Origin of the sequence: Geminocystis sp. NIES-3708, from assembly GCF_001548095.1 — a bacterium.
Classification (GTDB): Bacteria; Cyanobacteriota; Cyanobacteriia; order Cyanobacteriales; family Cyanobacteriaceae; genus Geminocystis.
In genome coordinates this window covers 3,829,256-3,855,312 of the sequence record NZ_AP014815.1, presented here as the reverse complement: position 1 = coordinate 3,855,312, position 26,057 = coordinate 3,829,256, and the positions used below count along the sequence as shown (strand labels likewise).

Sequence of the window (26,057 nt, the reverse complement as noted above, 5' to 3'; positions counted from 1 at the left end):
TACTTTTAATTCTAAATTTTTTTATAAAACTCCTTTAGAGCTAGGTATTTCCTGAATACGACGAATATCCATCTCTAAAGCCATACGCATAGCTCTGGCAAAGGCTTTAAAGGTTGCTTCAATGATATGATGAGAATTAATTCCATCTAGTTGACGAATATGTAAAGTTATTTGACTATGATTGACTAAAGCTACAAAAAATTCTCTGACTAATTGAGTATCATAATTTCCCACTCTTTCTGTCGGTATATTTAAACCATAGCTTAAATGTGGTCTTCCAGAAAAATCAAGAGCAACTTGAATTAAGGCTTCATCTAAAGGAGCAACAAAATGACCAAAACGATTAATTCCTTTTCGATTACCTAAGGCTTCAGCAATGGCTTGTCCTAATGTAATGGCAACATCTTCGTTTGTATGATGATCATCTATTTCAATGTCTCCTTTGGCTTGAATATCTAAATCTAATAAACCATGAGAACAAATTTGGTGTAGCATATGATCAAGAAAAGGAATACCAGTATTAACATTACATTTTCCGTCCCCATCAAGATTTACTTGTACTTGAATATCTGTTTCTTTTGTTGTACGACTAATAGAGGCAACACGGCTTTGATGAGCTATAGATTCTAAATTAGTGGGTAAAGTAGTAATAATTGACATTATTTAATTTTAAGTTTTAATCTGATTAAAAATAAAAGAGATTGATGATAATTAATTTTGTTCAAAAAAGAGTTCACGAGACTCAATTCATAACCGCCTCAATCAATTGTATCATTAGTAAATTCAATCTTTTTGACAAGTGATGAACTTAAGATAATTTGAATAAAAAAGACAAAGGGCAAAAGGTAATATCTTTAGTTGATAAAATCTTTATCTACAAAAAAGTAACCAGTCTTGCACATTGTCGGTTGATTTGTTCTCTAATTTTGATAGTGAATATAGAAATTCAGTGATAAGATGGTGAATAGATTATTAATAGTAATCGTGTTCTTTTTGCATTTGAGGCATGGCTAATTCAAAATTAGAAGGATCTCGAAGAAAGCGAAAAGCCTCTTCTTCTAAACGATGAATTTGATAGCCTTCGATTACGTTAGTGAGACGGAGACAAGTTAGATACCCTTCCATATATATTCTCAACTCTTCATAACGACTACCTCTATGCCATAAATCCACCATTCCATCGGTTAGTTTTTGATAGTATCGAATAACAAAGGGATCTGTGAGCATAATTTTTCTTCTTATCTGTTTATATTAAATTTGATAGTTATGAAATAGGATGCTTTCATATTTTTATTTTACCCTAATTACCAGGAAATCCTACATACCAAAAATAAGTGATCATTGGTATTAAAGTAGCTAATCCTAAAAGCACAATCATCCAAATAGTGGCACTACGATCATCAGTCTCTTCTGCACTGGTAAAAGTTCCATCTATGTCTAATTCTTTAATTTTTGGAGCTCCGGGATCTTCTTGTCCTGACAGAACAGCTACAAGGCGATCGCCAGCATCAATTAAAGCCTGATTGTACTGTGAACTTTTAAGAGGTACAACTATAGTTTCTTTGACAATACTATCGCTAATCTCAGGAGTTAAAACTGAAGCAACGCCCTCACCACTTTCTATGGCTGTACGATTAGTTAATGTATCTAATACTAATAGAGTTTGATGATTTTGTTCTTCAGGAGTCGGATACCATTTAGCGAAAATTTCTTCCGTCAGAGATTCTATCGTATCACCATATTCAAGACGATTAATAACAACCATGCGAGTTTCATTGCCTGTATTCGTTGCTAAATCTTTCAATTGATTGTTTAATTGAGCTTCTGTCGTTTTACTGATAACTTCCGCATCATCAATTATCCAAATATCATCCCCATTGTTAACTAAAGGTAGATCATAAACTCCCGTGGCTGAAGCGGAATTGACACCGACATTTAAAAACAATACTAAAAAAAGTAGTAAACTGGTAATTATTGCATTTACTTTTGTCATAAAATTATGATTTCCTCGTCTAATAAATATTTTTCAATTATGTCATGTTATTATGAGAAATGATCTTAAAATTAATTAATATTCCTTTGATTAAACTAATATATGACAAAAGCGATCGCTTAATCAATATCAATGGAAGGTTAACCTAATGTTTGAATGGCTTTAGAATAATAGTAGATAAATTAATCTGAAATTTTAACTCTTTTCATAGCAATAAGTATCTAAAGAAATCAAGAAAATATAAGTCATAAGTAACACGCTCAATAATAACTCATAAGAGGTTTAAATCGTTTGTGATGATAGATTTAGAAATAATAAAATTTATCGTAAATTTAGCATCCGCACTTTAAAAGCTATTTTGCCAAAATTACTGAAAATCTCTTAAATAAATCTTTTGTTTTAAATTATTGTCAAGTTAAATTACAGTTTCCTAATGTAGAAAATTGACCTATTTTCCTTTTTTCCAAAGCTAAAATTTTTTTTGCTACATATTGAACATTAATAAAATTTAACTTTCAATATTTTGATTTGGCATAATAAACATTCCATCTCCAAAGGAATAAAAACGATATTTTTCTTCGATAGCTTCTTGATAAATACTCATTAATCTTTTTCTACCAATTAAAGCACTCACTAACATTAATAAACTAGATTTTGGTAAATGAAAATTAGTGATTAAACCATCTATTACTTTAAATTCATAACCCGGATAAATAAATAAATCAGTTTTGCCAGAAAAAGGGGCTAATTTTTGTTGATGTTTATATGCACCTTCCAAAGTTCTAACTACTGTTGTCCCTACTGCAATTACTTTTCTTCCTTTTTCTTTTGTTGCTTTAATAGCATCAATAGTATTTTGATTAATTTCAATCCATTCTTGGTGCATTTCATGGGTTAGAATATTCTCTACTTCTACAGGGCGAAAAGTGCCAATGCCAACGTGAAGAGTAACCGTCGCAATATTTATTTGTCTTTGTTGTAATTCTGTTAATAGCTTTTGTGTGAAATGTAAACCTGCCGTTGGTGCTGCGATCGCACCTTGTTTTTCAGCGTAGATAGTTTGATATTGTTGAGGATTAGCCTGAGACTCAGTAACGTAAGGAGGAAACGGAATATTACCCACTTGATCTAAAATTTCCCAAAAAGACTGAGATTCATTGATTTGAAACTGTAAAAAACGTCCTCCTGTTGATTTATCTTTCCCTACAACTGTAGCTTTTAATAAAGAAGAATCACCAAACAAAATTTCGCTACCGATAGAAAAGCGTTTTCCTGGTTTAACTAAGGCTAACCAACAATTATTTGTAGTTTCTTCTACTAATAAAACCTCAACTTGTGCACCTGTTGACTTTTTACCGTATAAACGAGCAGGAATAACACGGGTATCATTTAAAACCAATAAATCTCCGGGCAATAAAAAATCAGGTAAGTTACAAAAAATACTATGATCAATTTTCCCTTCAGATTTAACAACTAATAAACGAGAACTATCCCTCGGGCTGACGGGATTCTGAGCAATTAAGTTTGGTGGTAAAAAATAATCATAACTAGATAATTGTTGATCGAGGTTCATTCACAAAAAAGACATAATACTAATTCAATAATTGTCAACTTTTCATCGTTAACTGTCAACTATTTGCAGAAATTTTTGGATTATTATTTTCAGTTTAATACTTAACAGTTAAGACAATGTAGTTAATCAATAGCTATATTTGTTAAATAATTTTTTGCTTCTTCTGCTACCGCCACAGATTTATCTTGAGAAAGAATAGTTAGAGTATTTAAGACTTCTTTTTTTTCTTCTCCAGCAAATTTACTTAATGCCTGTGCCAAACGGTGACGGATTTGCCAATCATCGTTATTTACAAACGGAATTAATAAACTTATGGCACGAATATCACCTAATTCACCTAATGCACTAATAGCAGCAGTTTGTAATAATCCATTATCAGAATTTAAGGCATCGCTTAGTAAATCAAAACCGTCAGGATGTCCTAATTCACCTAATGCAGCGACAATACTAAATTGGATTAACCAATCATCACTTTCATAATAAACTTTCTTTAAATCTGGAAATGCTTGAGTAAGTTTTAATCCAGCAATAGCATCTGCTGCTGCCGCACGAACATCTGATTCTGGATCATTATATAATCTTTCTAATAGTATTTCTAAGGATTCTTCTAAGTTTACGTCTCCCAAAGTATCTAATTGAGAAATAGCGGCATAACGTACTCTTACATTATCATCTTTAATAATTGGTTTAATTAACTCATAGGCTTTTTCTTTGTCTAATTGTCTTAATTCATTGATACCTCGGATACGTTCGCCAAAATTTGGGGAATAGATTAATTCTTTCACAGATTCGGGTGTAATAGCCATTTTATTATTTTTATTATTTTTTTATTAAGTAATTGATAATTGAAAATTGTAATAACTTTAATTTTGCGAGGGATTAATCTGATGCCATAGCACGGATAATATCACCTTGAGTAATAATACCTATTACGTTTCCCTCTTCGTTTAATACGGGAAGACGACGAATTTGTTTATCATGAAGTAATTGTGCGGCTTTTTTTACAGGTTGATTACCTTTGATCGTAATTGCTTTATTGCTCATCACATCAGCGACAGTTTGCCCTAATGCTTTATGAATTTCTTTTTCGTAACGCCCGAGATTTTGTAAATAAATGATACTATCTAAAATCATGATGTAAGGCGGAGGTTCAACTCCTGTTTCTTGCCACATTAAATCACTCTCAGAAAGTATTCCGACTAATTCTCCTTGTCCATCAATAACTGGTAATCCACTTATTTTATGTTCTACTAAAATGGCGATCGCCTCTTTCAAGGGCATTTCAGGAGTAACAGTGATGGGAGTCGGTGTCATCACCTGTGCAACAGTCTTATTCATGGTTTTATTTATTCCAACTTCTTAACACTGGTAATTGTATCAAAATGTACTGTCTGAATTTTTGATTTGTTTCAATTATTTGCAAAGTTTAGTTTTTATGTCTTAGCCTTCAGAAAATTTATTTTCAGTCCTAATTGTTTAATTTTAGGCAGTGCAGATAATAACAATATTGTTGAAACTTATTAAACTATAGTATATAGTATTGTTGTCCAATTATCAATTGTTTATTGTCCAATGTTGAGGTACATTAGATAAAGTCATCGAATTAAAGATTAAGGACTGAAAGGGTGGAAAAAGGTACTTTAGTTGAATTTAGAGTTAATAATGATCGCCGTTTAGCTGTAGTGGAAAAACCAGAAGGAAAAAAAGACTGGATTGCCATAGATGAAAAAGGAAATCTCCACAAAATACGTCCTCAGAAAGTTGATTATCAAATTGAAGGGCAATCTTTCAAATATACCGAAATACCTAAGTTTAAAACGGAAGTTGAGCCTTATGTAGATGAATCTAATTTAGAAATTGCATGGGAATTATTAGTTGAAGATTCTACTCCTGTCACACCTTCTGAATTAGCTTCTCTGATTTTTTCCGAAGAAACTCCTCCTGTTTGTTATGCGGCACACATTCTTTTATCTGATGATAAGATGTATTTTAAGAAAAAAGGAGATATTTATGAACCTCGACCTATTACTCAAGTTGAAGAAATTAAACATCAAATCGAAATAGAAACCCAAAGAAAACAAGAAAAAGAAGGATTTATTCATAAAATTCATCAGGCTTTAAAGGGCGAAGATATTCATTGGGAAGAGACAGAATTAGTTAAACTTAACTTTATTGAAAAATTTGCCCTACAACCTGATAACCCCCCAAAACAAGCCCAAGAAATTTTGGAATCTTTGGGAAGACAAAAAACAGGTGATTCAGCTTTGCAATTACTGATAGACTTAAAATTATGGAGTAAACATGAAAATATATTTTTACGCCGTAGTTCTTACCCTAATTACTTTACTGCCCAGGTGTCTGAAGTGGCTCATTCTATTCTCGATCAACTTTATGCAGGTACGATAAAAGATCCTAATCCTAGACTGGATTTAACTCATCAAAAAGTTTATACTATTGACGATGAAAGTACAGAAGAAATTGACGACGGTTTAAGTGTAGAACAATTAGATAATGGTTCATTACGTTATTGGATACACATAGCAGATCCTACCCGTTTAATTAACCCTGATGATACTTTAGATCTTGAAGCACGTAAACGCAGTACAAGTCTATATTTACCGACAGGGATGATTCCTATGTTTCCCCCCGAATTAGCTACAGGACCGATGAGTTTAGTTCAAGGTCAAATTTGCCCTGCATTGAGTTTTGCTATCACTCTTAAGGATGATGGTGGAGTTTCGGACTATGAAATTCATGCTACTCTTATTAAACCTACTTATAGGTTGACTTATCATGATGTTGATGAAATGTTGCATTTAGATATACAAGCTGAACTTCAAGTAAAACAGTTAGCAGAAGCTGCCAAAAAAAGAGCCCAGTGGCGCAAAGATAATGGATCGGTGATGATTTCCATGCCTGAAGCTATTATCAAAGTCAAAAATGACGAAGAAGTCAGTATTGAATTATTAGATCCTTCTTTTTCCCGTTCGTTAGTGGCAGAAATGATGATATTAGCAGGAGAAGTAGCTGGAAAATATTGTCAAGAACATAATATTCCTGTTGCATTTCGTAGCCAACCTCAACCTGAATTACCTCCAGAAGAAGAATTAATACTTTTACCTGCAGGACCTGTAAGATCAAGTGCTTTACGTCGTTGTATGCCTAAAAGTGGCACTGGTTTATCTGCGGCTCGTCATGCTAGTTTAGGATTAGAAACTTATACTCAAGTAACCTCTCCCATTCGTCGTTATACAGATTTACTAGCTCACTTTCAAATTAAAGCCCATTTAAGAGGTGATGAATTACCTTTTCATAGGGATAAAATGCAAGAAATTATTTTTGAGGTAATGAGTACTTCTTCTGAAGCGGTTTTAGTGGAAAGACAAACAAATCGTTATTGGAGTTTGCAATATTTACAAAAACATAGCAACGAAATTTGGCATGGTTTAGTATTGCGTTGGTTACGGGAAGATGATAATTTAGCTTTGATTTTATTAGAAGATTTAGGTTTAGAATTTCCTCATCGTTTTGATCGTGTTCCTAAATTGGGAGAACAAATTAAGTTACAAGTACACTTCTGTGATCCTCAACGGGATGAAATTCGTTTTAAAGAAGCAATAGGGTAGGATAAGTTGACACTCCATCGGGCTAAAGCCACGAGGATTCTTAAGAAGTTAACTTAAACTTACATTCAAGTCACTTATTCTTAAAGGGCTAGTCAAAAGACCCTTACACACTTGGGAAAATCCCTTATGCTTACTTTTACGTCCTATATTCCATGCCGCATTCGCATCGGCATTAACCCTGATACCATCCTTTGATTCATACAATCCCCTTTTTACTCGTTTACCACTAAAGGTATATTTATATTTAGCCGTGTTATCAGGATTATAGTTAGGAATATAGTCATTATCTAAAGCACTTGCTTTACTGGTATAGGATTCTTCCTGCTCTATGTACTGAATTCCATAAGTTTCACATAAAGATTTTAACTTCTCTTTTAACGAATAAAAAGGTATTTGAACAAAATTCTGATTATTCCTTTTTCCAATGTTAATATCTTGTTTCCAACCTTTGTTCGTCCCTACTATTAGAGTGCCAATATCTAGCCTGAGACAATTTTCAATAATATATCTAGCTGTTTTGCTTAGATAATCTCGAATTTGATTATTCCTTTTTAATAATAATCGTCCTTGTCTTTTAGTTACTCCTTTAGTACCTTGTTTGTCCTTGATTGATTGTAACTTAGCGTTTGATTTATTGTACCAGTGGTTATAACTTTTTAATTTGTGACCATCGATAATAAACGATGCCCCATTGGTACTTACACAAGTTGCTAAATTATTAAGTCCCAGATCTATACATAAGGCATTGTCAGACTTAAACTCAACAATTTGTAGTTCTTCCTCAGTAATAAATTCTACCTCAAAAAAATGGCAATTATATTTAGGATGTATTCGTACTTCTTTTAAACTTTTATCAACTAATCTGTCAGGGAAAGGTAATTTAACTTCACCATATTTAGCCTTAAACTCCCTAGACATAGGTACTTTAAAAAATCCATCTTTAACTTTAATTCTAGGGATAATTAAGCTAAAATAGCCATCTTTTTTAAGGTAGCGTGGCAGAGATATTTGATTGAATTGGTAATTTCCAGACTTAGCCTTTTTAATTAAATTAAAAAACGAACGGAAGCTTCTATCTACAACTTTTAAAGTTTGTTGAGCAATATCAGTATTTAATAATTGATAATTTTCATTAGTTTTACATTGATGGTAATTGGATTCGTAGCGAAGAAATGCTTTCTCAGCAAAAAAGAACTGCCTAACAGAGTATAGCCCTACATTGTAGAGGTTTTTTGACAATCTACAAAGTTCTTGTAAAGCTAAATACTCTGTTTGAGACAGTCCTCTAATTTGATTTTTTTGAGTTTTAAACATAGCCTTTAATTTCTCGCTATATTCTCATTATATGTCGAAGAACAAAAGTTGTCAATATGGTAAAGTAGAAATAAATATAAAGCCGCCCTAAAAGTGCGGGGTTTCTAACCCAAGAATCTTGATGAAAACATTATTTTTAGATAGAGATGGAGTTGTCATCGACTATATTCCTTATCTTAGTCATCCTGAGCAAGTATCATTACCTCAAGGTGCAGCCGAAGCATTAAAAATATGGCAAAATAGTGGTTACAAATTAGTTATTGTTACTAATCAATCGGGTATTAGTCGAGGTTATTTTTCTTTGGAAGAAGTAAAAGCTATACATAAGCGAATAATTGAGAAATATCGGTATTTTGGAGTAGAATTTGCTGATATTTTAATGTGTCCTCATCAACCTTCAGATAATTGTAACTGTCGAAAACCTTTACCCTCTTTAATTTTAAATTATAGTCAAAAATATAATATTAATTTATCTCAATCTTTTTTTATAGGAGATGCCCCCAGTGATATTGAATGTGCTTTTAATGCTGGTTGTCAGCCAGTTTTACTATTAACTGGAAGAGGAAAAGAAACTCAGGAAAAAATCTCAAAAGATAAAATATCTATTCCTATTTTTGAAAATTTATCTGATACTTTGCAATTAATTAATCATTGATAATTTACTATCAATACTGATGATTTTAATCAAGCATTTTTGAGACAATTAAATTCTTTAATTGAGATAGAGTTACATCAATATACTGATACTTTAGTATTGACATTAAAACCTTTTTTTGAGGAAAAATTAAGTAAAAAATTAATGGAAGATGGTGTTAGATTAATCCTTTTTAAACTTTATCCTCAAGGTTATTTTAATCTCAAAGATTATCTATAAAATAATTTTGTTACAGAGCAATAATGCCATGAGTACACATCTGAGCGACCCAACATTTTAAGTTTGGATCATTGATAGTTTGTTTTACTTCTAATGCGATCAATTCTGCTTGATTTTGACTATCACATAAAGCGAATACCGTAGGACCTGATCCTGACATGAGAGAACCTAATACATTTTTAGCTTTAAAGGCATCTATGAGAGCTTTGACGGTGGGGAATTGAGGTAAAACGATTTTTTCAAGGTCATTATATAATAACGATCCAATCTGGCGAGAATCTCGTTGACTAATAGCTTTGACTAAATTTCCACTATGAACTTGATGAGTTCGTTGATTAATACCGTGAGAATCGGATATATAAAGATGATTATATTGCTCTCTGTAACTGTTATAAGCCCAAGGGGTAGAAACACTTAAATTACTGTATTTTGCCAAAATAACCCATATATCGCTTAAATCTGGTAATGGTTCAATTTCTTCTCCTCTACCTGTGGCGATCGACGTTCCTCCAGAAATACAAAAAGGAACATCTGAACCTAATAAAGCTCCTAAATCTCGTAGTTCAGGTTGTGTTAAACCCAGTGACCACATTAAATTAATACCGACTAATACTGCGGCGGCGTTAGTTGAGCCTCCTGCTAATCCTGCGGCTATGGGGATGTTTTTCTCAATGGTAATATCAACACCACCAAAATTTTGAGCAGGTTTAGGAAATTGTTGTTGCATTAAATAAGCGGCTTTATAGGCTAAATTGCTATTATCAAGAGGTACTTCAGGATTTTGACAAAACAAACGAATTTCATCCGTACCATTAGCTCTTAAGTGAATTATATCCCCCAGATTCACACTTTGCATAATCATAACTAATTGATGATAGCCGTCAGCTCGATCACCTATAATTTCAAGATGAAGATTAATTTTAGCGGGGGCAAATAGGGAGTAAGATTGCATAGAATTTAATGATAGTCAAAGCAAGAATTAAGAATAGCATATGAGTATAGATCAAAAACATCCATTAGGTCATATTGATCGAGAAATTATCAAAAAAATTTTTGTAGAAGGCAAAACTGATTATAATTTAGCTGAAGTTGCACGTTTAACTATACGTTATCAGAATTTTCCCGGTGCGAGAGATATTCAATATGATTTACAGTCAATTTTACAACAGTGGGAATTAACGGAAGAAGAACTTTTTACAGAGGCGAGAATTTTACATAGTAAAGGTAAAATGTACCGAAAAAACCAAGAAGAAGATACGGAAGATTGGAGTTAAAATTTAACTTTCAAAAAAAGTAAGATGCTAATTCTTTAGATTAATATTTTCGTTTCTTTTACTAAAGTTACGTTAATCCAAGCCCCTTTATCATCATATTGACGTATTAACCGAAGTCTTTGATTCGGCTCAACTAACCATGCACATTCCACAAAAAAAGATTGGCGATTTTCGATTTTTAAAGGTGTTGTCGATGATGCCCCATCGGGTAATAATAATATCCGAATATCTTGATTATTTTCAGAAAAAGTAATAATATTTCCATCAATTTTTCCTTGAGATGTAATGTTTAATTCTGGAGTTTTTAAAGTTTGAATTATATTATTTCCTTCTTTTTTGACGATTAAATTAGTTGTATAAGAATCGGTATTACGCCAATCAGGATATAAAGTTAAAGCTTCTCCTTGCCACTCTCCTTCTAATTGATTTATGGTAAGTGGCGATCGCTCTACACCATGACCATTAGCACGAAATTCACGAATTAAGGTAACTTGTTCTAAATTACTTTCTTTATTAAACAACTGTACCATCCGCAAACGTCGGTCATCTACAAAAAAGCCAAATTCTGCCCCAAACACAGAAAAAGGGCTAAACTGTTGAGAGCCTTTGGCAAAATGTCCATCTTCAAATAAGAAAATATTACGATTAAGATTGGTAAATTCGTTAATATGAGGAGGTTCATTACTATCAAGACGATTAACCGTTAATTTAATAGTTTGATTATCGTTTAAACCTTCTAAATTAATCAAAGTGGGAGTATTTTTTATTAAAGTACCATCTGGAGAAAATTGTGTAAATGATCCTTGCCAAATACCAACATTTTTAAGTAATCGTAGCCACTGAGAAGAAGACATAAAATACAATTAACAGTGAACAATAAACAATTAATATAACAGTATATAGATTTATGAGATAATTAACTATTAATTTTTATTGTTCCTTATATTTATTAAAAATTAACCATCAAATTATGATTAATTTAGCTGAATTAAATCCTGAAGAATTAGCACAAGAAGTAGCGAAAGTCAAGTATTGGCATCATTATTTAGATTTTGGAAGAAATGTAGTTACAAAACAAGGAAAAGAAGGTAAATTTTGTCGTAAATTTCAACAATGGATTTTAAGTGGTATTCCCGAAGATTTAACTAATAAAAGTGTTTTAGACATTGGTGCTTGGGACGGATTTTATTCATTTTCAGCAGAAAAAAGGGGAGCAAAAAAAGTTTTAGCTACAGATTCTTTTATTTGGGAACAAAGAGAATTATATGGCTTAGATCATAATTTTTGGCGTGATTTCGGAGCAGGAAAACAAGGCTTTGAATTAGCAAGAAAAATTTATAATTCTCATGTAGAAGATTATAATATAGATGTTTTAGACTTACATCCTGATAAAATTGGAAATTTTGATGTGGTATTTTTTTTAGGAGTTTTATACCATATGAAATATCCCTTATTTGCTCTTGAAAAAGTTAGAAGTGTCACAAAAGAGTTATTAGTTTTAGAAACTCATATAAGCTTATTTTTCAGTTTATTTCCTCAACCTTTAATGCGGTTTTATCCTAGTAATGAATTAAGCAAAGATGTTACAAATTGGACAGGGGCGAATATTGCTTTAGTCAAATCATGGTTATTAACAGCAGGTTTCAGAAAAGCCGAATTAGTAAAATGGCGTAAAGATAGAGCCATTTTTTATGCATGGGTTTAGGTTAATTAAGGTGTACTAAAAAACCGTTTTGGCGAAGATAGTATTTCTCAGATCTTAATTGTTATGAATTTCTGATTACCAAAAAAACTTCCATTAATTATACATTGATTTCTATTTAAAAATATTCACTTACGAGTTTTTACGCATCTAAATTTCTAGTGTTTATTTCAAGCTATGAATAAAAATCTTATAATCTCAACAATTATTGTTCTATCAAAACTTATGAAGGTAATAAAAAGAACTCTCATAAGTTTTTACTAATAATTTAAGACTTGAAACAATTATTGAATTGTGCAATATTCAATCTTTGATCATTAAAGAGTTATTAAAAACGTAATAATTTCATCATTAACAAGATTGTTTTAGTTTCGATTTTTTGCGTTTGAATAATGTCCCGAAACCTAATGCTAAACCAGAACCGAGAATTGTTAAAGGTTCGGGAACTTGCTGATAAGCAAGGTTATCTATTTCAAACCCTCCACCACCAACTTGGGAGAATACCACTTTGTCAAATATACCACCAGAAAATTCAACAAAACCAGTTTCCTCAGAATCGACACTTCCAAATATCTGCGTTGCAGTGAAACTAGCTATTGGGCTTCCATTATTATAAAACAAGGCTGTTGTATTATCTGCATCTGCGAATCCCCAATTGAATCCTAAGTAACTAATATCTTTGGAAAAAGATATGCCTACTTCCCCATTATTCCCATTTGATTGAAATATTGCTAAATAATTACTACTATTAGCGACAGGTACACCTGCATTAGAACAAGGAGCGGTGGTGGTACAAAAACCAGGAGCAAACCCATCATTTCTTATATCTACAATTGGAGATGTGGTATCAAAAGTTGCAATACCTTCGGTATAAGGATCACTCAACGCTCCTAATGATAAAGAGTTAAAATCTATAGTTGTAGTACCTGATTTGGTGGTGAAAGCACCTTGATTTCCTAGAGTACCTGAATTGGGCGTTCCTTGACCGGTTGAAAGATTAAAAGAAATGGCAAGAGCATTACTACTAAACCCTAAACTGAGGATACTCGTCACACATGAAGCCATTGTAACATTTATCGCGAATTGTCTTAAATTAGATGATGTGATTTTCATTGAATAAATTCCTCTTCTTTTTAATTTTTAGTTAGCGAATTTGCAAGTATTTACTTACGAGTTTTTACTTATAAATATTTGTACTTCATAGTAGCGTCAAGATTATGAATGTGTCAATAACTGTAACAAAACTTTATATAATCTTGAATTTTTGGTCATTTAAGCTAATAGCCCACTAGTGATAGCTACTTCTATCAAAATAAAATACTTTTTCAGCTACTTCTAATTAGATATTTTTTGACGACATTCTTCTACTTCTTTAGCATATCCGCCCTTTTCGTAGCATTTAATTGCGGTTTCTAAATCACCCATTTTTAAACACACTAAAGCGGCTTTTTTCCAGTTTTCGAGATATTGCCAAAGTTGTGCTGCTTCTTCCCATTTTTCGAGATATTCACAAACTGTAGCTAATTTTTCCCAGTTAGACAATTTTCGCCAACATTCTTCGGCTTTTTCCCAATCTTGAGATTTTTCATAAGAAATAGCTGCTTTTTCGATTTCATTTATCAATAGCCATGCTTTAGCCGCTTCTTGCCATTTTTGTTGATATTGGCAAACGATAGCTAATTTTTCCCATTTCCACAATTTTCGCCAACATTCTTCCGCACTACTCCAGTTTTCTACTTTTTCATAACAAATTCCTGCTTTTTCATATATATTTGCATTTAAATAGGCTGATGCTGCTTCTTGCCATTGTTGTAGTTGTTCACGAGCATGACCAACTCTTTCCCAATTTTCTGATTTTTGCCAATATTTAGCCGCTTTTTCCCAATCTTGGCAGTTTTCATAGCAAAGTGCCGCCTTTTCTAACTGATTCGCTTGTAACCACTCATAAGCAGCTTTTTGCCATGTGCCTTGTTGTTTACAAGCATTTTCTACTTTTTCCCAATTTTCTAGTCGTTGCCAACAATCTTCTGCTTGTCGCCAATATTTTCCTTTCTCATAGCAAATACCAGCTTTTTCTAATTCCTTAATATTTTCCCATGCTACTCCTGCTTTTTGCCATTCTTCCAACTTTTCCCAGATTTCGGCTGCTAATTTCCATTTTTCTTGTTTTTCTAAAATTTTAGCAATGCGATCATTTTTTTGTAACTCACGCCAACATTTTTCTGCTAATTGCCAACATTCTCCTTCTTCGTAACATAAACCAGCTTTTTCTAATTCCTTAATATTTTCCCATGCTAATCCTGCTTTTTGCCATTCGCCTAAATTTTCCCAGCTTTCGGCTGCTTCTTGCCATTTTCCTTGTTTTTCACAGGCTAAAATAATTCTTGTCCAATTTTTCGCCTCTAACCAACATTTTTCTGCTTTTTCCCATTCTTGACATTGTTCATAACACAAGGCTTCTAATTCATGGGGGTTTGTATGATTCCAAGCAGAAGCCGCTTCTTGCCATCGATGTTGTTGTTGTAGTGATATAGCTACAAAACCCCAATAACCTAACTCACGCCATAAATTTTCTGCATTTTGCCATTGATTTGCCTTTTGATAACAGAAAGCCCCTTTTTCTATTTCTCCAATTTTAAGCCAATTTTGAGCAGCTAATTCCCAATTTTCTTGGGATTCATAAGATAATGCTAATTCTTGCCAATTTTCTAATTCTTCCCAACATTTTTGTGCAGAATTCCATTTTTGTGCTTTTTGCCAACATAAAGCTGCTTTTTCTACTTCCCCTTGTTTTTGCCAACAATTACCAGCTTTTTCCCATTGTTGCAAATCTTCCCAAATTAAGGCAACTTTATCCCATTTATCTAACCTAGTCCACATTTTGATAGCGGATTTTGTTAATTCATGTTCATGATAATATTTATCTGCCAATTGATAATATTTCTGTGCTTGTAAAGTTAAGTTTTTTGCTTGACATTCATCTCCAGCTAATTCCCAAAAATTATCCTTTTCTAAACATCTTAATTTACCATCAAAATCATTAGCTTTTTCATAACAAAATTTTGCTAATTTATAATCTTTTTCATCTTCAAAATAATTACCTCTTTTCTGCCAATCTTCTATAGATAAAACAGCCCATTTAGCTAACCATAATTTTTTATCAACTTCATTCCAACTATCAATTGCTTCGTCAAAAATCCCTAACTTATTCCAAATATCTCCTGCTTTTCCCCAATTACCTTGCTCTTCTTCCAATAATGCTTCAATTTTTGCCGCTCCAATAATATTATGATAACGTTGATATATTTGACTAGCTATTTGATAAGCTATATCAGTACCTTTTTTTAAATAACTATCTGCAATTAAACTTATTTGTACTTCAGAATAGTTATCATTAAATAAAGGTTCTAATTCTGTTTCATAACCAAAATCAACATAATCACTAATATTTGAGAAACTCCAAATTTTATCTATTTCTTGATCATAAAAATATAAGTTTTCTTTCGCAACTGTTGTACAGGTATATAAGTAACTATACTTTAAATTATCTACCTCATCATCATTTAGTTGGCTATTTTCTTGAAGAAATGAAATTTTTGTAAACATTTTCCAAACTAAAATCTGGTCAAATTCTATATCATTAATATTATCAAAATGTAAAATTCTTTGACTATCTTCAGGAAATATCGCTATTAATTTATTTTTTTCTTCATCATCGAAAACAATAATACCACTATTAATATTAAGATGAGATTTTGAATTTAAAAAATTAGAATTTATTTCAGAAATAATTAAAGGTTTTTTTGAAGATTTTAACCAAGAATAATTATGAATATTATGTCCTAATAAATTACTAGCAATTGAACCTAAATTAACAATATTATCATTATAAATAAAATTATAATTTAATTCTTGTGGCTCAATTAATTCTCTAATTTCTTTCCATTCAGGTAATTTATGATAGGATTCTACTAAGATTTTTTTTAGTTTTTTCCAAATAAAGCTGTTATTGATTATATTTATATCATTATTACCTACTAAAAATATTTGTGGAAAATTATTGTTATGGGGATGTGACTTTAATAGTTTCAAAATCAACTCTATTTGTAACTCCGTAAATTTATGAAGTTCATCAAGGTAAATTGCTTCATATTCTCCCAAATAATTATCAGGCAATTTATTTAAAAGATAACGAGTAAAATCTAACTCATCCCAATATTTCTCTGATTCTAGCCAATTTTGATATTCAATAGCTAAATTATAAATATTTTTAAAATCACTATTAGAGGGTAATAAACTTTGATTTTTAATCGATAAATATTCATCCAAAGAAATTAATCCATTATGATTTTTTAGAGCTTTTGTTGAGCCTTTAATAGTTTGTCTAATTTCTTGCCATAATAATTCAGGTTTCAGAACAAATATTTTTTTGACTTTACAAAATTTTTCAGTAAACTTATATAAAGTAATTTGTCTTTGAGATAAGAATTTTTGGGTAAATATTAGAGGATATTTATCAATAATTTTTTTTGCTAATGAAAGATAGTGATAAAAATCAATATTTTCAGCGAACCTAATATTATTACTTATTTTTCTGATTTCTTTTACTAAAAATTTATTTTCGGTAACATATAATATTTTTTCCTCTCCTTTTTTACTAAAAATATGAGCCTGTTTGAGAGCAGAATAAATAGCTGTAGTCGTTTTTCCTGTACCATAATTACCATTTAAAATAACAGGAAAAGAAGGTTTTTGATGAATAATATCATATTGTTGACTTGATAATATTTGTAAATGATTAAGTTGATTATCTTCAAGAAAATAAAAATAAAAATCATTATTATTAATAGCTAAATCTGCTTTTTCTAATTGATATTGATCATTAAATAATGACTCAATATTATTATTTTGCATAAGAAAATTATTAACAACATTAATGATTTCTGTAATAACTCCCCATTCTTTTCCTTTTTCTCGGATACTATGAAAATCTTGAGAATATTTGAAAATATTAATAATTTTGATAACTAATTTATGCTCTTTATTAAATGAGAAAAGAGCTAAAATTTGTAAAATATTTTCTTCTGAGAAAATTAAGATTTTTTTTGACTTGTTCTCTGATAATAGAGATATTTTTTCCTGACTATCGGAGTTTAATAATATTTGGTAAAAATTACGAAGAAAATCATCTCTTACTTGTAAAGATAAAGAATTGAGTTTTAACCAAACATCAAAGGAAAAACTAATCACTAAATCTGTTGAAGTCATATTATTTAAAATAATGATATATTTTTGAGACTAAAAGCTAATCACTATAGTATAGCAATGGATAATAAACAATGAGTTATTGATTAAGTTTCACAACTTTTATTTTTATCATCTTTTTTTGCTCCCCTAATCTGTGACAATTCCCAATATTTTCTTAAAAATAGATTTTTCATTCCACTGTGAAGCAATATTTATGACTTCCATGGAAGATTTGAGTAAAATAATGTTAAGGTTATAGATTAGAATGATTAGTGATAGTGTATAGAGCAGATTAGTAAAAGAAGTATTAACAAGTAATATGCCAGGCGACTACTACGAAATATTGGGCGTTCCCCGTACTGCGACAAAAGAAGAGTTAAAATCAGCTTACCGTAAAATGGCAAGGAAATATCATCCTGATGTCAATAAAGATGCTGATGCCGAAGAACGTTTCAAAGAAATTAATCGTGCGTACGAAGTTTTATCAGAACCTGAAACCAAGTCACGTTATGATCGCTTTGGAGAAGCCGGAGTTTCTGGTGCTGGTGGTGGATCTGGTTTTGATCCTAATGATATGGGCGGATTTGCTGATATTTTTGAAACTTTTTTCGGCGGTGGCTTTGGTGGTGCTACGAATACGACTGCTCGTCGTCGTGGACCTACTAGGGGAGATGATTTACGTCTCGATTTGAGATTGAAATTCCGAGAAGCAGTTTTTGGCGGTGAAAAAGAGATTAAAATTCCGCACCTTGAGCATTGTCAAACCTGTAACGGATCAGGAGCTAAAAATGGTTCTACACCAAAAACCTGTGGCACTTGTAGCGGTACAGGACAAGTTAAACGAGCTACCAGAACTCCTTTTGGTAGCTTTGCCCAAGTTTCAACTTGCCCTACTTGTAACGGTGAAGGACAGATTATCGAAGAAAAATGTGAATCTTGTGGTGGACAAGGTAGAAAACAAGTTAATAAAAAGCTCAAAATTACTATTCCCGCAGGAGTGGATACAGGTACACGGTTAAGAGTAAGTGGAGAAGGTGACGCTGGTACTCGTGGCGGTCCTGCTGGTGATTTATATGTTTATCTAACGGTTGAAACTGATTCCTATTTCAAACGAGATGGTAATAATATTTTGTCAGAAATAAGTATTAGTTATTTACAGGCAGTTTTGGGTTGTCGTTTCAAAGTTCCTACTATTGATGGAGAACATGAAATAACTATTCCAGCCGGTTTACAGCCTAATACCGTGATGAATTTAGAAGATAAAGGTGTACCTAAACTAGGTAATTCTGTTAGTCGTGGAAATCACTTATTAACAATTAAGGTAGAAATTCCTAATAAAATTAATTCTGAAGAAAGAGAGTTATTAGAAAAACTAGCTCAAATAAAAGGTGAACATACTTCTAAAAGAGGCTTTGAAGGATTCTTTGATAGTATTTTTCATAAATAATTAATGACTAACAATTAACAATTAACAATGGCAATAGTCACAAATTTATAATATAAGCATTTTCAGAAAAAAATTAAAATCAATTTACTTATTACTTAATTACTTCACAAAATCATTAATTTATGACTCAAACACTAGATTTAAGAGGTACACCCTGCCCGATTAATTTTGTCCGTAGTAAATTACAATTAGAAAAAATGTCATCAGGACAATTACTGGAAATTTGGTTAGATAGAGGCGAACCTATTGAACAAGTACCTAATAGTTTAACCATCGAAGGTTATAAAATAGAAACGATCGAAGATCAAGGAGATTTCTTTCGTTTGTCTGTTCGGGTTTAATTTTGATAATGGTTACACCTCAATTTTCTGATGAACCAGAATCGAAGTTATTTTATGGTACTGTTATAGCTGTTCAAGCTAATTTTTATCAAGTACTATTAGATTCAGTACAAGAATCCCTTTTATGTACACGTCCGACACGATTAAAAAAAATTGGTCAATCAGTATTAGTAGGCGATCGAGTTATCGTTAAATCGAGAGAGTTAGATCGAGGAGCGATCGCTGAAGTATTACCTAGAAAAACAATATTAGAACGTCCGCCCATAGCTAATGCACAACAGATTTTATTAGTATTTGCTTTAGAAGAACCTACATTAGATCCTGTACAACTTAGCCGTTTTTTAGTAAAAGCAGAATCAACAAATTTAAAGCTGTTATTAGGATTAAACAAAGCAGACTTAATTACTTTCTCAGAAAAAGAAATATGGCAAACAAGGCTAAAAAATTGGGGCTATGAAGGCTATTTTTTCAGTGTTAATACTGGGGAAGGAATTACTGAATTAAAAAATATTTTGCGGGATAAGATCACTATCTTAGCAGGACCTAGTGGTGTAGGAAAATCCAGTCTTGCTTCTTTGTTGATACCTGAATTAGATTTTCGTATCGGTGCAGTATCTGGCAAATTACAAAAAGGTCGTCATACCACTCGTCACGTGGCATTATTTGAACTTCCTCAAGGTGGTTTTATCGCTGATAGTCCGGGATTTAACCAACCCACTTTTGATTTTCCGTCGGAATCTTTAATTCAATTTTTTCCTGAAGCTAGGGCCAGATTAACAGAAAATACTTGTAAGTTTCATAACTGCATTCACAAAGATGAACCTGATTGTGCTGTCAAAGGGGAATGGGAGCGTTATCAATATTACCTTAAATTTTTAGAAGAAGCGATCGCTTATAGTGAAAAAATAGCCCATAAACGAGAAGAAGAGTCCACCCTTAAAACGAAAGTCAAAACCTTAGGAAAAAAAATTGACGAGCCAAAATTAGAAGCTAAAAAATATCGTCGGATTTCTCGTAAAGTTAGTAATCAAAAATTAGAAGATTTATACACTTCTCAATCTCTCAATTCCCTTGATGATGAGTTAGATTTTGATGGTTAAATGAATAATCATAATTTAGATACTTACCTTTGTAATTCTCCAAATTTGGTGTCAAAAATAATTTTATTGCACTAGATTTAGCGGTTGAGAGGCTAATTTTTTTTGTGTAAAAGTGTTGTTTTTTCTGAATTATTAATAAATAGATTTACTCTTTTTTATTTTATTTTAAAGTATTTTTTATAAAATAAAAGAAAAATATTAATTATTTAACTTTTAAAAATACTTTTTTTAACTTTATTAAATATTGCAAAATAAAAATAAAAATAAAATTATGATGGATAGTTTAAGCAAAAGATGTATAATAAAAAACCCAAGGGAAAATGGTACTAATAACGTACTAAAAGACAGTAAAATTTATATACACAACCATGAGTCAATTAATAGCAAAAAAAACAATAAGAAATAATACAGATCGTGCGATCGCTCTTCTTTATAGTTGTGGTGAAGAAAGTGATAATCAACTATTTTGGGAGACGATAAATGAACCCCATAAATCAATTTTAGAAGAATGTTATTACTTAAATGAAGAAGGAAAATATAATCAATTAGAACAAATTACTAATAGTATTAAATATAATAAAATTAGCTATATAAAGTTAGGAATGCAGTTATATCAAGTTAAGTATTATCGCTTATATAAAAATAACTATAAATCCTTCAAAGACTATTGTGAAAAGGCAGTTTACTATCCTGTTTGGAGAGCAAATCAAGTAATTGAATCTTCAAGTGTTGCTATTCAACTAATAAAAGCTGGGTTTAATATTATTCCTCAAAATGAAGCCCAAGCTAGATTATTGATTAAGTTAAATGAAGAAGAATTAATTAGAAAATGGCAAGAAGTTTTAGATACATATGAAGTTCATAAAATCACTGCAAATCGTATTGAAAACATTGTTTTTGGAGAACAAACTTTTAAAAAAGGTTCGTTAAAACTACCCATTCAAGTAATAAGAGAAATAGAAGTAAAAGCATCAGAATATAATATTTCAGTAGGAGATTTTATTAGTAAAATTATCACAGGAGAAATCACTATTAATGATGATGGAAGCGTCGAAACAAAGTTATATCAAAAATCAGAAATGTTAGAAAATCCTTCTACTGAAATGGTTAATAGATGGGAAAAAGACTTGAATAAATTAGCATTTCAAGATAGAAATAAAGTAGATGATTTTGCAGAAGATTTAGCTGACGAAATTAAAAATACGGTGACTGATTTAAAAATGGTGATTAAAAAGTGTTTCATAAAATCTTTCTTACAACCATTTCTTTGTGTAGAAAATCATTAAACTTATTATTTATTACTTATTACTCATTTGATGATGGAATTAAACATAAAAGTAGCGGAGAATTTATTTCTCTCTCCTATGGGATGTGGTACATGGGCATGGGGTAATCGCTTTCTCTGGGGCTATGATAAGACGATGGATAGAGAATTACAGCAAGTTTTTAATCTTCATGTTTCTCAAGGGGTTACTTGGTTTGATACAGGTGACTCTTATGGTACAGGGAAACTAAACGGACGTAGTGAAACTCTGTTAGGAAAATTTGTCAGTGAATATCGAGGAGATCATCAAAATGAAATTGCAATCGCTACAAAATTAGCGGTTTATCCTTGGCGTTTAACTCCCCAATCTATGATAAAAGCTTGTGAAAAATCAGCAGAGAGATTAGGTAGAAAAGTTGATTTAGTGCAAATGCACTGGTCTCCTGCAAAATATTTACCTTGGCAAGAAAAGCCCTTATGGGATGGTTTAGTGCAATTGTATGATCAAGGTTTAGTTAAAGGTATCGGTTTATCTAATTATGGACCAAAAAATTTACAACGGGCTTATGAGTATCTCGGAGAAAAAGGAGTCAAAATTAGTACTTTACAGGTGCAATATTCTTTGTTATCAACTTATCCTTTCGTGAAGTTAGGATTGAAGCAGCTATGTCAGGATTTAGATATTAAAATTATCGCTTATAGTCCTCTTACTTTAGGGATTTTAACAGGTAAATATCAAGACTTAAATAGTTTACCATCAGGTCCGAGAAAAGGATTATTTAAGGAGTTATTACCGAAAATTCACCCTTTATTAAAAACTATGGATGTGATCGCAAAAAGTAACGGAAAAACCATGAGTCAAGTTGCCATAAACTGGTGTATTTGTCAAGGCACAATTCCCATTCCGGGGGCAAAAAACCTTAGCCAAGCCAGAGAAAATATTGGTGCTTTAGGTTGGCGTTTATCTTCGGCAGAAGTAACAGAATTGGAAAATATTGCTTTGAATTTAGATAAGCAAATGATCCAAAATATTTTTCAAACTAATTAAATTTCAGTAATTGTTAATTGTCCATTGTTAATTATTAATTATTGTAAGCCTAACCAGCTTAATAATCCTTGTCCAGTAAAATATTCAATAGCTAAAGTAATGACAAAACCGATCATCGCCGCTCTACCATTTAATTTTTCAGAATAGTTATTAAAACCAAATTTTGGCTCTTCGATATTAGGGGTTTTTGTGGGTTGAGGCTGAGACTGAGTCATAGTTAAGAAAATTCCTGATTCAACAGTATTTATATTATTTTATTAAATTTTGCTAACATCTTAACATTAATTAACATTTGTTGAAGATCAAACAAGAAAATCAATCAATAAAAATAGTTTAATCATTTATTATTTATTAAATTACAGCCAATGTCCAAATTCACTGATAAAAGTATCATTAATAATTGCCCGACGAATTTTATTAGTAAAATTAACTAACTCGTGTAAATTATGGATAGATAATAAAATAAAACCTAACATTTCCCCTGAACGTAATAAATGGTTAAGATAGGCACGAGTAAAATTTTTACAAGTATAACAACTACATTCAGGGTCTAAAGGTGTAAAATCTTCTTTGTAGGGAGCATTTTTCAAGTTTATCCGCTTACCTTGCACTAAGGCTGCCCCATGTCTGCCTAAACGAGTAGGAATTACACAATCAAATAAATCTATGCCAGATGCAATAGCTATAACCATTTCTCTATAAGTGCCAACTCCCATGAGATAACGAGGTTTATTAACAGGTAAAAGGGGAGTAGTCCATTGTATAATTTGATGAATCAGCTCAGGTTTTTCACCAACACTAACACCACCGATAGCATAACCGGGTAAGTCTAAACTAATCAAATCTTGTGCTGATTGAGTACGTAAGTCGGCATAAATTCCTCCTTGTACAATACCAAATAAGGCTTGTTTATCGGACTTGGCATGAGCATTTATACACCGTTGCAACCATTTATAAGTTCGCTCAACAGCAATAATTACCTCATCTTTAGTGGCAGTGGCAGGAGGGCATTCATCAAAAGCCATAATCACATCCGCACCTAAGGCATTTTGGATTCTGATGGAATTTTCAGGAGTCATGTTAATAATTCTGCCATCTTTAGGGGAGCGAAATTTAACACCATCATCAGTAAGTTGTCGTAGTTTAGACAAACTAAACACCTGAAAACCACCAGAATCAGTTAACATCGGTCTATCCCAGCCGACAAAATTATGTAATCCACCAGCTTTTTCTATTATCCCTTCTCCGGGTTGAATATGTAAATGATAAGTATTACCCAAAATCATTTGAGCATTAACATCTTTGAGTTGTGCTGGAGTAATACCTTTGACAGTACCAATAGTACCAACGGGCATAAACTTAGGAGTTTCGACATCACCATGAGGAGTAGAAAAAACCCCTGCTCGTGCTTTAGTATGAGAACAGGATGCAATTAAAGAATAAGAAAAAGACACTAATCAATTAACAATGAACAATAAGCAATGAACAATTAATTAAAAGCAATTGTCCACCATCTACTATACATCTTTATTTGTTATTTCTTCATTCTCAATTCCTCATTCAGTAAAAAATCACTAAGCTAAAAATCTTCGTCTAATTGTACATCCCATTTAGCAGAAAGCACTTCTCCTAACATTTCTTCTAAATTATCAAAACCAAGATTTTTTGAGGTTTGTTGGTCTTGACAAGGTGTAACGAGGGGAATTAAGGTTAATTTGCGATTATCTTGGACTAAATCAAAGTGACTTTCTTGAGGAGATATTTGTGTTAATTGTAAATAATCAAAACTTTGAAGATTAATATATAAACTATTATTTATTACTACCGTTGCCTGATTTTTGTCATTAAAAACTTCTAAAATCCAACCTTGTCCTTGATTTTGTACTACGCCATCAAGGCTATGTATATAACGTACTTGAGTTAAATCGTTAATAAGACGTTTAATATCTTCTTTATTAACTAAAATTCCTGATTCGATAACACAAGGTGCTGGTAATTGACAATAGTTTGGTTGATGATTCATAGTTATTAACCCTTTTTTTCGCTCTTACTTACTAATTAGTTTGATTAAATCTGAAAAATATAAAAATACTACTTTGGAAATTGTGTTTTTATATTAACTGTTTTGATTTTTAGCATTTTTTGGCTATTTCGAAAAAAAACAACAATATTTGATTAATTCACTTCCTTATTAAGAAGAATTAGTTTTTGCTTATGGTTAAATTGGCAAATTCAAAATTGTTGGAATCTTAAGCTATAAGCCATAACAACAAAATCAAATGTATTAATTATTTACTCAATCTTCCACAACTCAATGGTGATGTCGAGATTGATAGAAACTTAGATTTTTTGACAAATTAGCCAAAATCTATTTTTATGTTAGTAGCAGATCCTATTAAATGAAATTTTATTGTTTGCTACGACACAATCTTAACCTAAAATTTCCTTTTTGTTTAGGTTTATTTTTATATGTTAATTGATTATGAAAAAATTGATCCCTTCTTTTTTTGGGGCAATAGTTTTTTACACAATAATTCCTCTGGCAGATTTTTTGCCTTTAGATTTTAAGAAAATAGCTCGATGGTTGCCCTGGGTAGGGATTTTATTGGGGATTATATTAGGTTTTATGACTGAAATATTAACTCTGATGGATTTTCCTCCTTTAACTAAAGCCGTTTTAATTACTGGCTTTTGGATTTTTTTAACAGGTGGTTTACATTTAGATGGAATAATTGATACAGCCGACGGTTTAGCGGTGCAAAATCCTGAAAAAAGATTAGAGGTAATGCGAGATAGTAATAGTGGTGCTTTTGGTATAATGGCAGGAATTATAGTTATTCTCTTAAAAATCACCAGTATCAGTGAAATTAATGATTATCTTTCGTTTTATCTTATTTTTTGTGCTAGTTACTCTCGCTGGGGACAATTAATGGCGATCGCACTTTATCGTTATCTCAGAGAAGAAGGAAAAGGAGCATTTTTGAAAGAAAACCTAAATTTACCAACAGATATTATTTTAGGCTCGTTATTTATAATTCCACTGCTGATTATGCAATATTTCTGGCTCAATCAATCACTAACGTTAATTAGCTTTACCTTAGTTATCGGTATAACAATCTCATTATTGATAGGATGGTGGTTTAAAAAACAATTAGGAGGGCATACAGGGGATACTTACGGGGCAACGGTAGAATGGAGTGAAGCCTTAATATTGTGTTTCCTAACTTTAGCTAAATGATAATTAACAAAGGGCA

25 protein-coding genes are annotated in these 26,057 nt (G+C 31.6%); 11 read left to right on the top strand and 14 right to left on the bottom strand.

What is annotated here, in order from left to right; genetic code table 11:
* Positions 1-21: 21 nt before the first annotated feature.
* The 6 genes from hisB to GM3708_RS16870 form a co-directional block, all read right to left on the bottom strand.
* The gene (hisB, locus tag GM3708_RS16895) at positions 22-660 is read right to left on the bottom strand and encodes an imidazoleglycerol-phosphate dehydratase HisB (RefSeq protein ID WP_066349251.1); all 639 of its coding nucleotides are present in this window, start codon (positions 658-660) and stop codon (positions 22-24) included.
* Between the two features lie 312 nt (positions 661-972).
* On the bottom strand, positions 973-1,227 hold the full coding sequence (locus GM3708_RS16890) for a DUF6761 family protein (protein WP_066349250.1): 255 nt from the start codon (positions 1,225-1,227) through the stop codon (positions 973-975).
* 73 nt (positions 1,228-1,300) lie between these two features.
* The gene (gene psb32, locus GM3708_RS16885; RefSeq protein ID WP_066349248.1) at positions 1,301-1,993 is read right to left on the bottom strand and encodes a photosystem II repair protein Psb32; all 693 of its coding nucleotides are present in this window, start codon (positions 1,991-1,993) and stop codon (positions 1,301-1,303) included.
* Between the two features lie 508 nt (positions 1,994-2,501).
* Positions 2,502-3,566: a tRNA preQ1(34) S-adenosylmethionine ribosyltransferase-isomerase QueA gene (gene queA, locus GM3708_RS16880; RefSeq protein WP_066349247.1), complete on the bottom strand. Its 1,065-nt coding sequence runs from the start codon at positions 3,564-3,566 to the stop codon at positions 2,502-2,504.
* A 122-nt stretch (positions 3,567-3,688) separates the two neighbouring features.
* Complete coding sequence (gene nblB / locus GM3708_RS16875; RefSeq protein WP_066349245.1) at positions 3,689-4,372, bottom strand: phycobilisome degradation protein NblB; 684 nt, start codon at positions 4,370-4,372, stop codon at positions 3,689-3,691.
* Positions 4,373-4,445: 73 nt separating this feature from the next.
* The gene (locus GM3708_RS16870) at positions 4,446-4,904 is read right to left on the bottom strand and encodes a CBS domain-containing protein (protein WP_066349244.1); all 459 of its coding nucleotides are present in this window, start codon (positions 4,902-4,904) and stop codon (positions 4,446-4,448) included.
* Between the two features lie 287 nt (positions 4,905-5,191).
* Between GM3708_RS16870 and GM3708_RS16865 the strand changes: the two genes are divergently transcribed.
* Positions 5,192-7,192: a ribonuclease catalytic domain-containing protein gene (locus GM3708_RS16865; protein WP_066349243.1), complete on the top strand. Its 2,001-nt coding sequence runs from the start codon at positions 5,192-5,194 to the stop codon at positions 7,190-7,192.
* Between the two features lie 48 nt (positions 7,193-7,240).
* On the opposite strand, the gene GM3708_RS16860 is transcribed toward GM3708_RS16865, so the two are convergent.
* Complete coding sequence (locus GM3708_RS16860) at positions 7,241-8,506, bottom strand: RNA-guided endonuclease TnpB family protein (protein WP_066349241.1); 1,266 nt, start codon at positions 8,504-8,506, stop codon at positions 7,241-7,243.
* Positions 8,507-8,627: 121 nt separating this feature from the next.
* Here GM3708_RS16860 and GM3708_RS16855 point away from each other — a divergent pair, with 121 nt between their 5' ends.
* Both GM3708_RS16855 and GM3708_RS16850 read left to right on the top strand, forming a co-directional pair.
* Complete coding sequence (locus GM3708_RS16855) at positions 8,628-9,161, top strand: HAD-IIIA family hydrolase (RefSeq protein ID WP_066349239.1); 534 nt, start codon at positions 8,628-8,630, stop codon at positions 9,159-9,161.
* A gap of 39 nt (positions 9,162-9,200) precedes the next feature.
* Entirely contained in the window at positions 9,201-9,380 is a 180-nt protein-coding gene (locus GM3708_RS16850; RefSeq protein WP_066349238.1) for a hypothetical protein, read from the top strand.
* Between the two features lie 10 nt (positions 9,381-9,390).
* On the opposite strand, the gene ispE is transcribed toward GM3708_RS16850, so the two are convergent.
* Positions 9,391-10,332, bottom strand: a complete 942-nt coding sequence (ispE, locus tag GM3708_RS16845) for a 4-(cytidine 5'-diphospho)-2-C-methyl-D-erythritol kinase (protein ID WP_066349236.1) — start codon at positions 10,330-10,332, stop codon at positions 9,391-9,393.
* Positions 10,333-10,372: 40 nt separating this feature from the next.
* Between ispE and GM3708_RS16840 the strand changes: the two genes are divergently transcribed.
* Positions 10,373-10,654 (top strand): DUF3288 family protein, encoded by a 282-nt coding sequence (locus GM3708_RS16840; protein WP_066349235.1) that lies wholly within the window; start codon positions 10,373-10,375, stop codon positions 10,652-10,654.
* Positions 10,655-10,689: 35 nt separating this feature from the next.
* On the opposite strand, the gene GM3708_RS16835 is transcribed toward GM3708_RS16840, so the two are convergent.
* Entirely contained in the window at positions 10,690-11,508 is an 819-nt protein-coding gene (locus GM3708_RS16835; RefSeq protein ID WP_066349234.1) for a DUF3598 family protein, read from the bottom strand.
* Positions 11,509-11,624: 116 nt separating this feature from the next.
* Between GM3708_RS16835 and GM3708_RS16830 the strand changes: the two genes are divergently transcribed.
* Positions 11,625-12,359, top strand: a complete 735-nt coding sequence (locus tag GM3708_RS16830) for a bifunctional 2-polyprenyl-6-hydroxyphenol methylase/3-demethylubiquinol 3-O-methyltransferase UbiG (protein ID WP_066349226.1) — start codon at positions 11,625-11,627, stop codon at positions 12,357-12,359.
* A gap of 348 nt (positions 12,360-12,707) precedes the next feature.
* Here the strand turns inward: GM3708_RS16830 and GM3708_RS19525 are convergent, their stop codons facing one another.
* Positions 12,708-13,421, bottom strand: coding sequence for a PEP-CTERM sorting domain-containing protein (locus tag GM3708_RS19525; protein ID WP_231932998.1), 714 nt, complete (start codon positions 13,419-13,421; stop codon positions 12,708-12,710).
* A 270-nt stretch (positions 13,422-13,691) separates the two neighbouring features.
* Entirely contained in the window at positions 13,692-17,624 is a 3,933-nt protein-coding gene (locus GM3708_RS16820) for a hypothetical protein (protein WP_066349220.1), read from the bottom strand.
* Positions 17,625-17,922: 298 nt separating this feature from the next.
* On the opposite strand from GM3708_RS16820, the gene dnaJ reads away from it, so the two are divergent.
* From dnaJ to GM3708_RS16795, 5 genes are all read left to right on the top strand, one after another.
* On the top strand, positions 17,923-19,050 hold the full coding sequence (gene dnaJ, locus GM3708_RS16815; protein WP_066349219.1) for a molecular chaperone DnaJ: 1,128 nt from the start codon (positions 17,923-17,925) through the stop codon (positions 19,048-19,050).
* Positions 19,051-19,172: 122 nt separating this feature from the next.
* Positions 19,173-19,391: a sulfurtransferase TusA family protein gene (locus GM3708_RS16810; protein WP_066349217.1), complete on the top strand. Its 219-nt coding sequence runs from the start codon at positions 19,173-19,175 to the stop codon at positions 19,389-19,391.
* An 8-nt stretch (positions 19,392-19,399) separates the two neighbouring features.
* Complete coding sequence (rsgA, locus tag GM3708_RS16805; RefSeq protein ID WP_066349541.1) at positions 19,400-20,491, top strand: small ribosomal subunit biogenesis GTPase RsgA; 1,092 nt, start codon at positions 19,400-19,402, stop codon at positions 20,489-20,491.
* A 368-nt stretch (positions 20,492-20,859) separates the two neighbouring features.
* Complete coding sequence (locus tag GM3708_RS16800) at positions 20,860-21,777, top strand: hypothetical protein (protein WP_066349215.1); 918 nt, start codon at positions 20,860-20,862, stop codon at positions 21,775-21,777.
* 30 nt (positions 21,778-21,807) lie between these two features.
* A complete protein-coding gene (locus tag GM3708_RS16795) occupies positions 21,808-22,803 on the top strand; it encodes an aldo/keto reductase (protein ID WP_173645027.1) in 996 nt (331 codons plus the stop codon).
* Positions 22,804-22,841: 38 nt separating this feature from the next.
* On the opposite strand, the gene GM3708_RS18915 is transcribed toward GM3708_RS16795, so the two are convergent.
* From GM3708_RS18915 to GM3708_RS16785, 3 genes are all read right to left on the bottom strand, one after another.
* A complete protein-coding gene (locus tag GM3708_RS18915) occupies positions 22,842-23,018 on the bottom strand; it encodes a hypothetical protein (protein WP_173645026.1) in 177 nt (58 codons plus the stop codon).
* Between the two features lie 141 nt (positions 23,019-23,159).
* A complete protein-coding gene (gene tgt, locus GM3708_RS16790) occupies positions 23,160-24,257 on the bottom strand; it encodes a tRNA guanosine(34) transglycosylase Tgt (RefSeq protein ID WP_066349214.1) in 1,098 nt (365 codons plus the stop codon).
* 125 nt (positions 24,258-24,382) lie between these two features.
* A complete protein-coding gene (locus tag GM3708_RS16785) occupies positions 24,383-24,826 on the bottom strand; it encodes a hypothetical protein (RefSeq protein ID WP_066349213.1) in 444 nt (147 codons plus the stop codon).
* Positions 24,827-25,285: 459 nt separating this feature from the next.
* On the opposite strand from GM3708_RS16785, the gene cobS reads away from it, so the two are divergent.
* Positions 25,286-26,041 (top strand): adenosylcobinamide-GDP ribazoletransferase, encoded by a 756-nt coding sequence (gene cobS / locus GM3708_RS16780; protein WP_066349212.1) that lies wholly within the window; start codon positions 25,286-25,288, stop codon positions 26,039-26,041.
* The last annotated feature ends 16 nt before the right edge of the window (positions 26,042-26,057 follow it).

Coding starts and splice junctions, on each gene's coding strand:
- hisB (WP_066349251.1), bottom strand. CDS start 660: ATGTCAATTATTACTACTTTACCCACTAATTTAGAATCTATAGCTCAT.
- GM3708_RS16890 (WP_066349250.1), bottom strand. CDS start 1,227: ATGCTCACAGATCCCTTTGTTATTCGATACTATCAAAAACTAACCGAT.
- psb32 (WP_066349248.1), bottom strand. CDS start 1,993: ATGACAAAAGTAAATGCAATAATTACCAGTTTACTACTTTTTTTAGTA.
- queA (WP_066349247.1), bottom strand. CDS start 3,566: ATGAACCTCGATCAACAATTATCTAGTTATGATTATTTTTTACCACCA.
- nblB (WP_066349245.1), bottom strand. CDS start 4,372: ATGGCTATTACACCCGAATCTGTGAAAGAATTAATCTATTCCCCAAAT.
- GM3708_RS16870 (WP_066349244.1), bottom strand. CDS start 4,904: ATGAATAAGACTGTTGCACAGGTGATGACACCGACTCCCATCACTGTT.
- GM3708_RS16860 (WP_066349241.1), bottom strand. CDS start 8,506: ATGTTTAAAACTCAAAAAAATCAAATTAGAGGACTGTCTCAAACAGAG.
- GM3708_RS16855 (WP_066349239.1), top strand. CDS start 8,628: ATGAAAACATTATTTTTAGATAGAGATGGAGTTGTCATCGACTATATT.
- ispE (WP_066349236.1), bottom strand. CDS start 10,332: ATGCAATCTTACTCCCTATTTGCCCCCGCTAAAATTAATCTTCATCTT.
- GM3708_RS16840 (WP_066349235.1), top strand. CDS start 10,373: ATGAGTATAGATCAAAAACATCCATTAGGTCATATTGATCGAGAAATT.
- GM3708_RS16835 (WP_066349234.1), bottom strand. CDS start 11,508: ATGTCTTCTTCTCAGTGGCTACGATTACTTAAAAATGTTGGTATTTGG.
- GM3708_RS16830 (WP_066349226.1), top strand. CDS start 11,625: ATGATTAATTTAGCTGAATTAAATCCTGAAGAATTAGCACAAGAAGTA.
- GM3708_RS19525 (WP_231932998.1), bottom strand. CDS start 13,421: ATGGCTTCATGTGTGACGAGTATCCTCAGTTTAGGGTTTAGTAGTAAT.
- GM3708_RS16820 (WP_066349220.1), bottom strand. CDS start 17,624: ATGACTTCAACAGATTTAGTGATTAGTTTTTCCTTTGATGTTTGGTTA.
- dnaJ (WP_066349219.1), top strand. CDS start 17,923: ATGCCAGGCGACTACTACGAAATATTGGGCGTTCCCCGTACTGCGACA.
- GM3708_RS16810 (WP_066349217.1), top strand. CDS start 19,173: ATGACTCAAACACTAGATTTAAGAGGTACACCCTGCCCGATTAATTTT.
- rsgA (WP_066349541.1), top strand. CDS start 19,400: ATGGTTACACCTCAATTTTCTGATGAACCAGAATCGAAGTTATTTTAT.
- GM3708_RS16800 (WP_066349215.1), top strand. CDS start 20,860: ATGAGTCAATTAATAGCAAAAAAAACAATAAGAAATAATACAGATCGT.
- GM3708_RS16795 (WP_173645027.1), top strand. CDS start 21,808: ATGATGGAATTAAACATAAAAGTAGCGGAGAATTTATTTCTCTCTCCT.
- GM3708_RS18915 (WP_173645026.1), bottom strand. CDS start 23,018: ATGACTCAGTCTCAGCCTCAACCCACAAAAACCCCTAATATCGAAGAG.
- GM3708_RS16785 (WP_066349213.1), bottom strand. CDS start 24,826: ATGAATCATCAACCAAACTATTGTCAATTACCAGCACCTTGTGTTATC.
- cobS (WP_066349212.1), top strand. CDS start 25,286: ATGAAAAAATTGATCCCTTCTTTTTTTGGGGCAATAGTTTTTTACACA.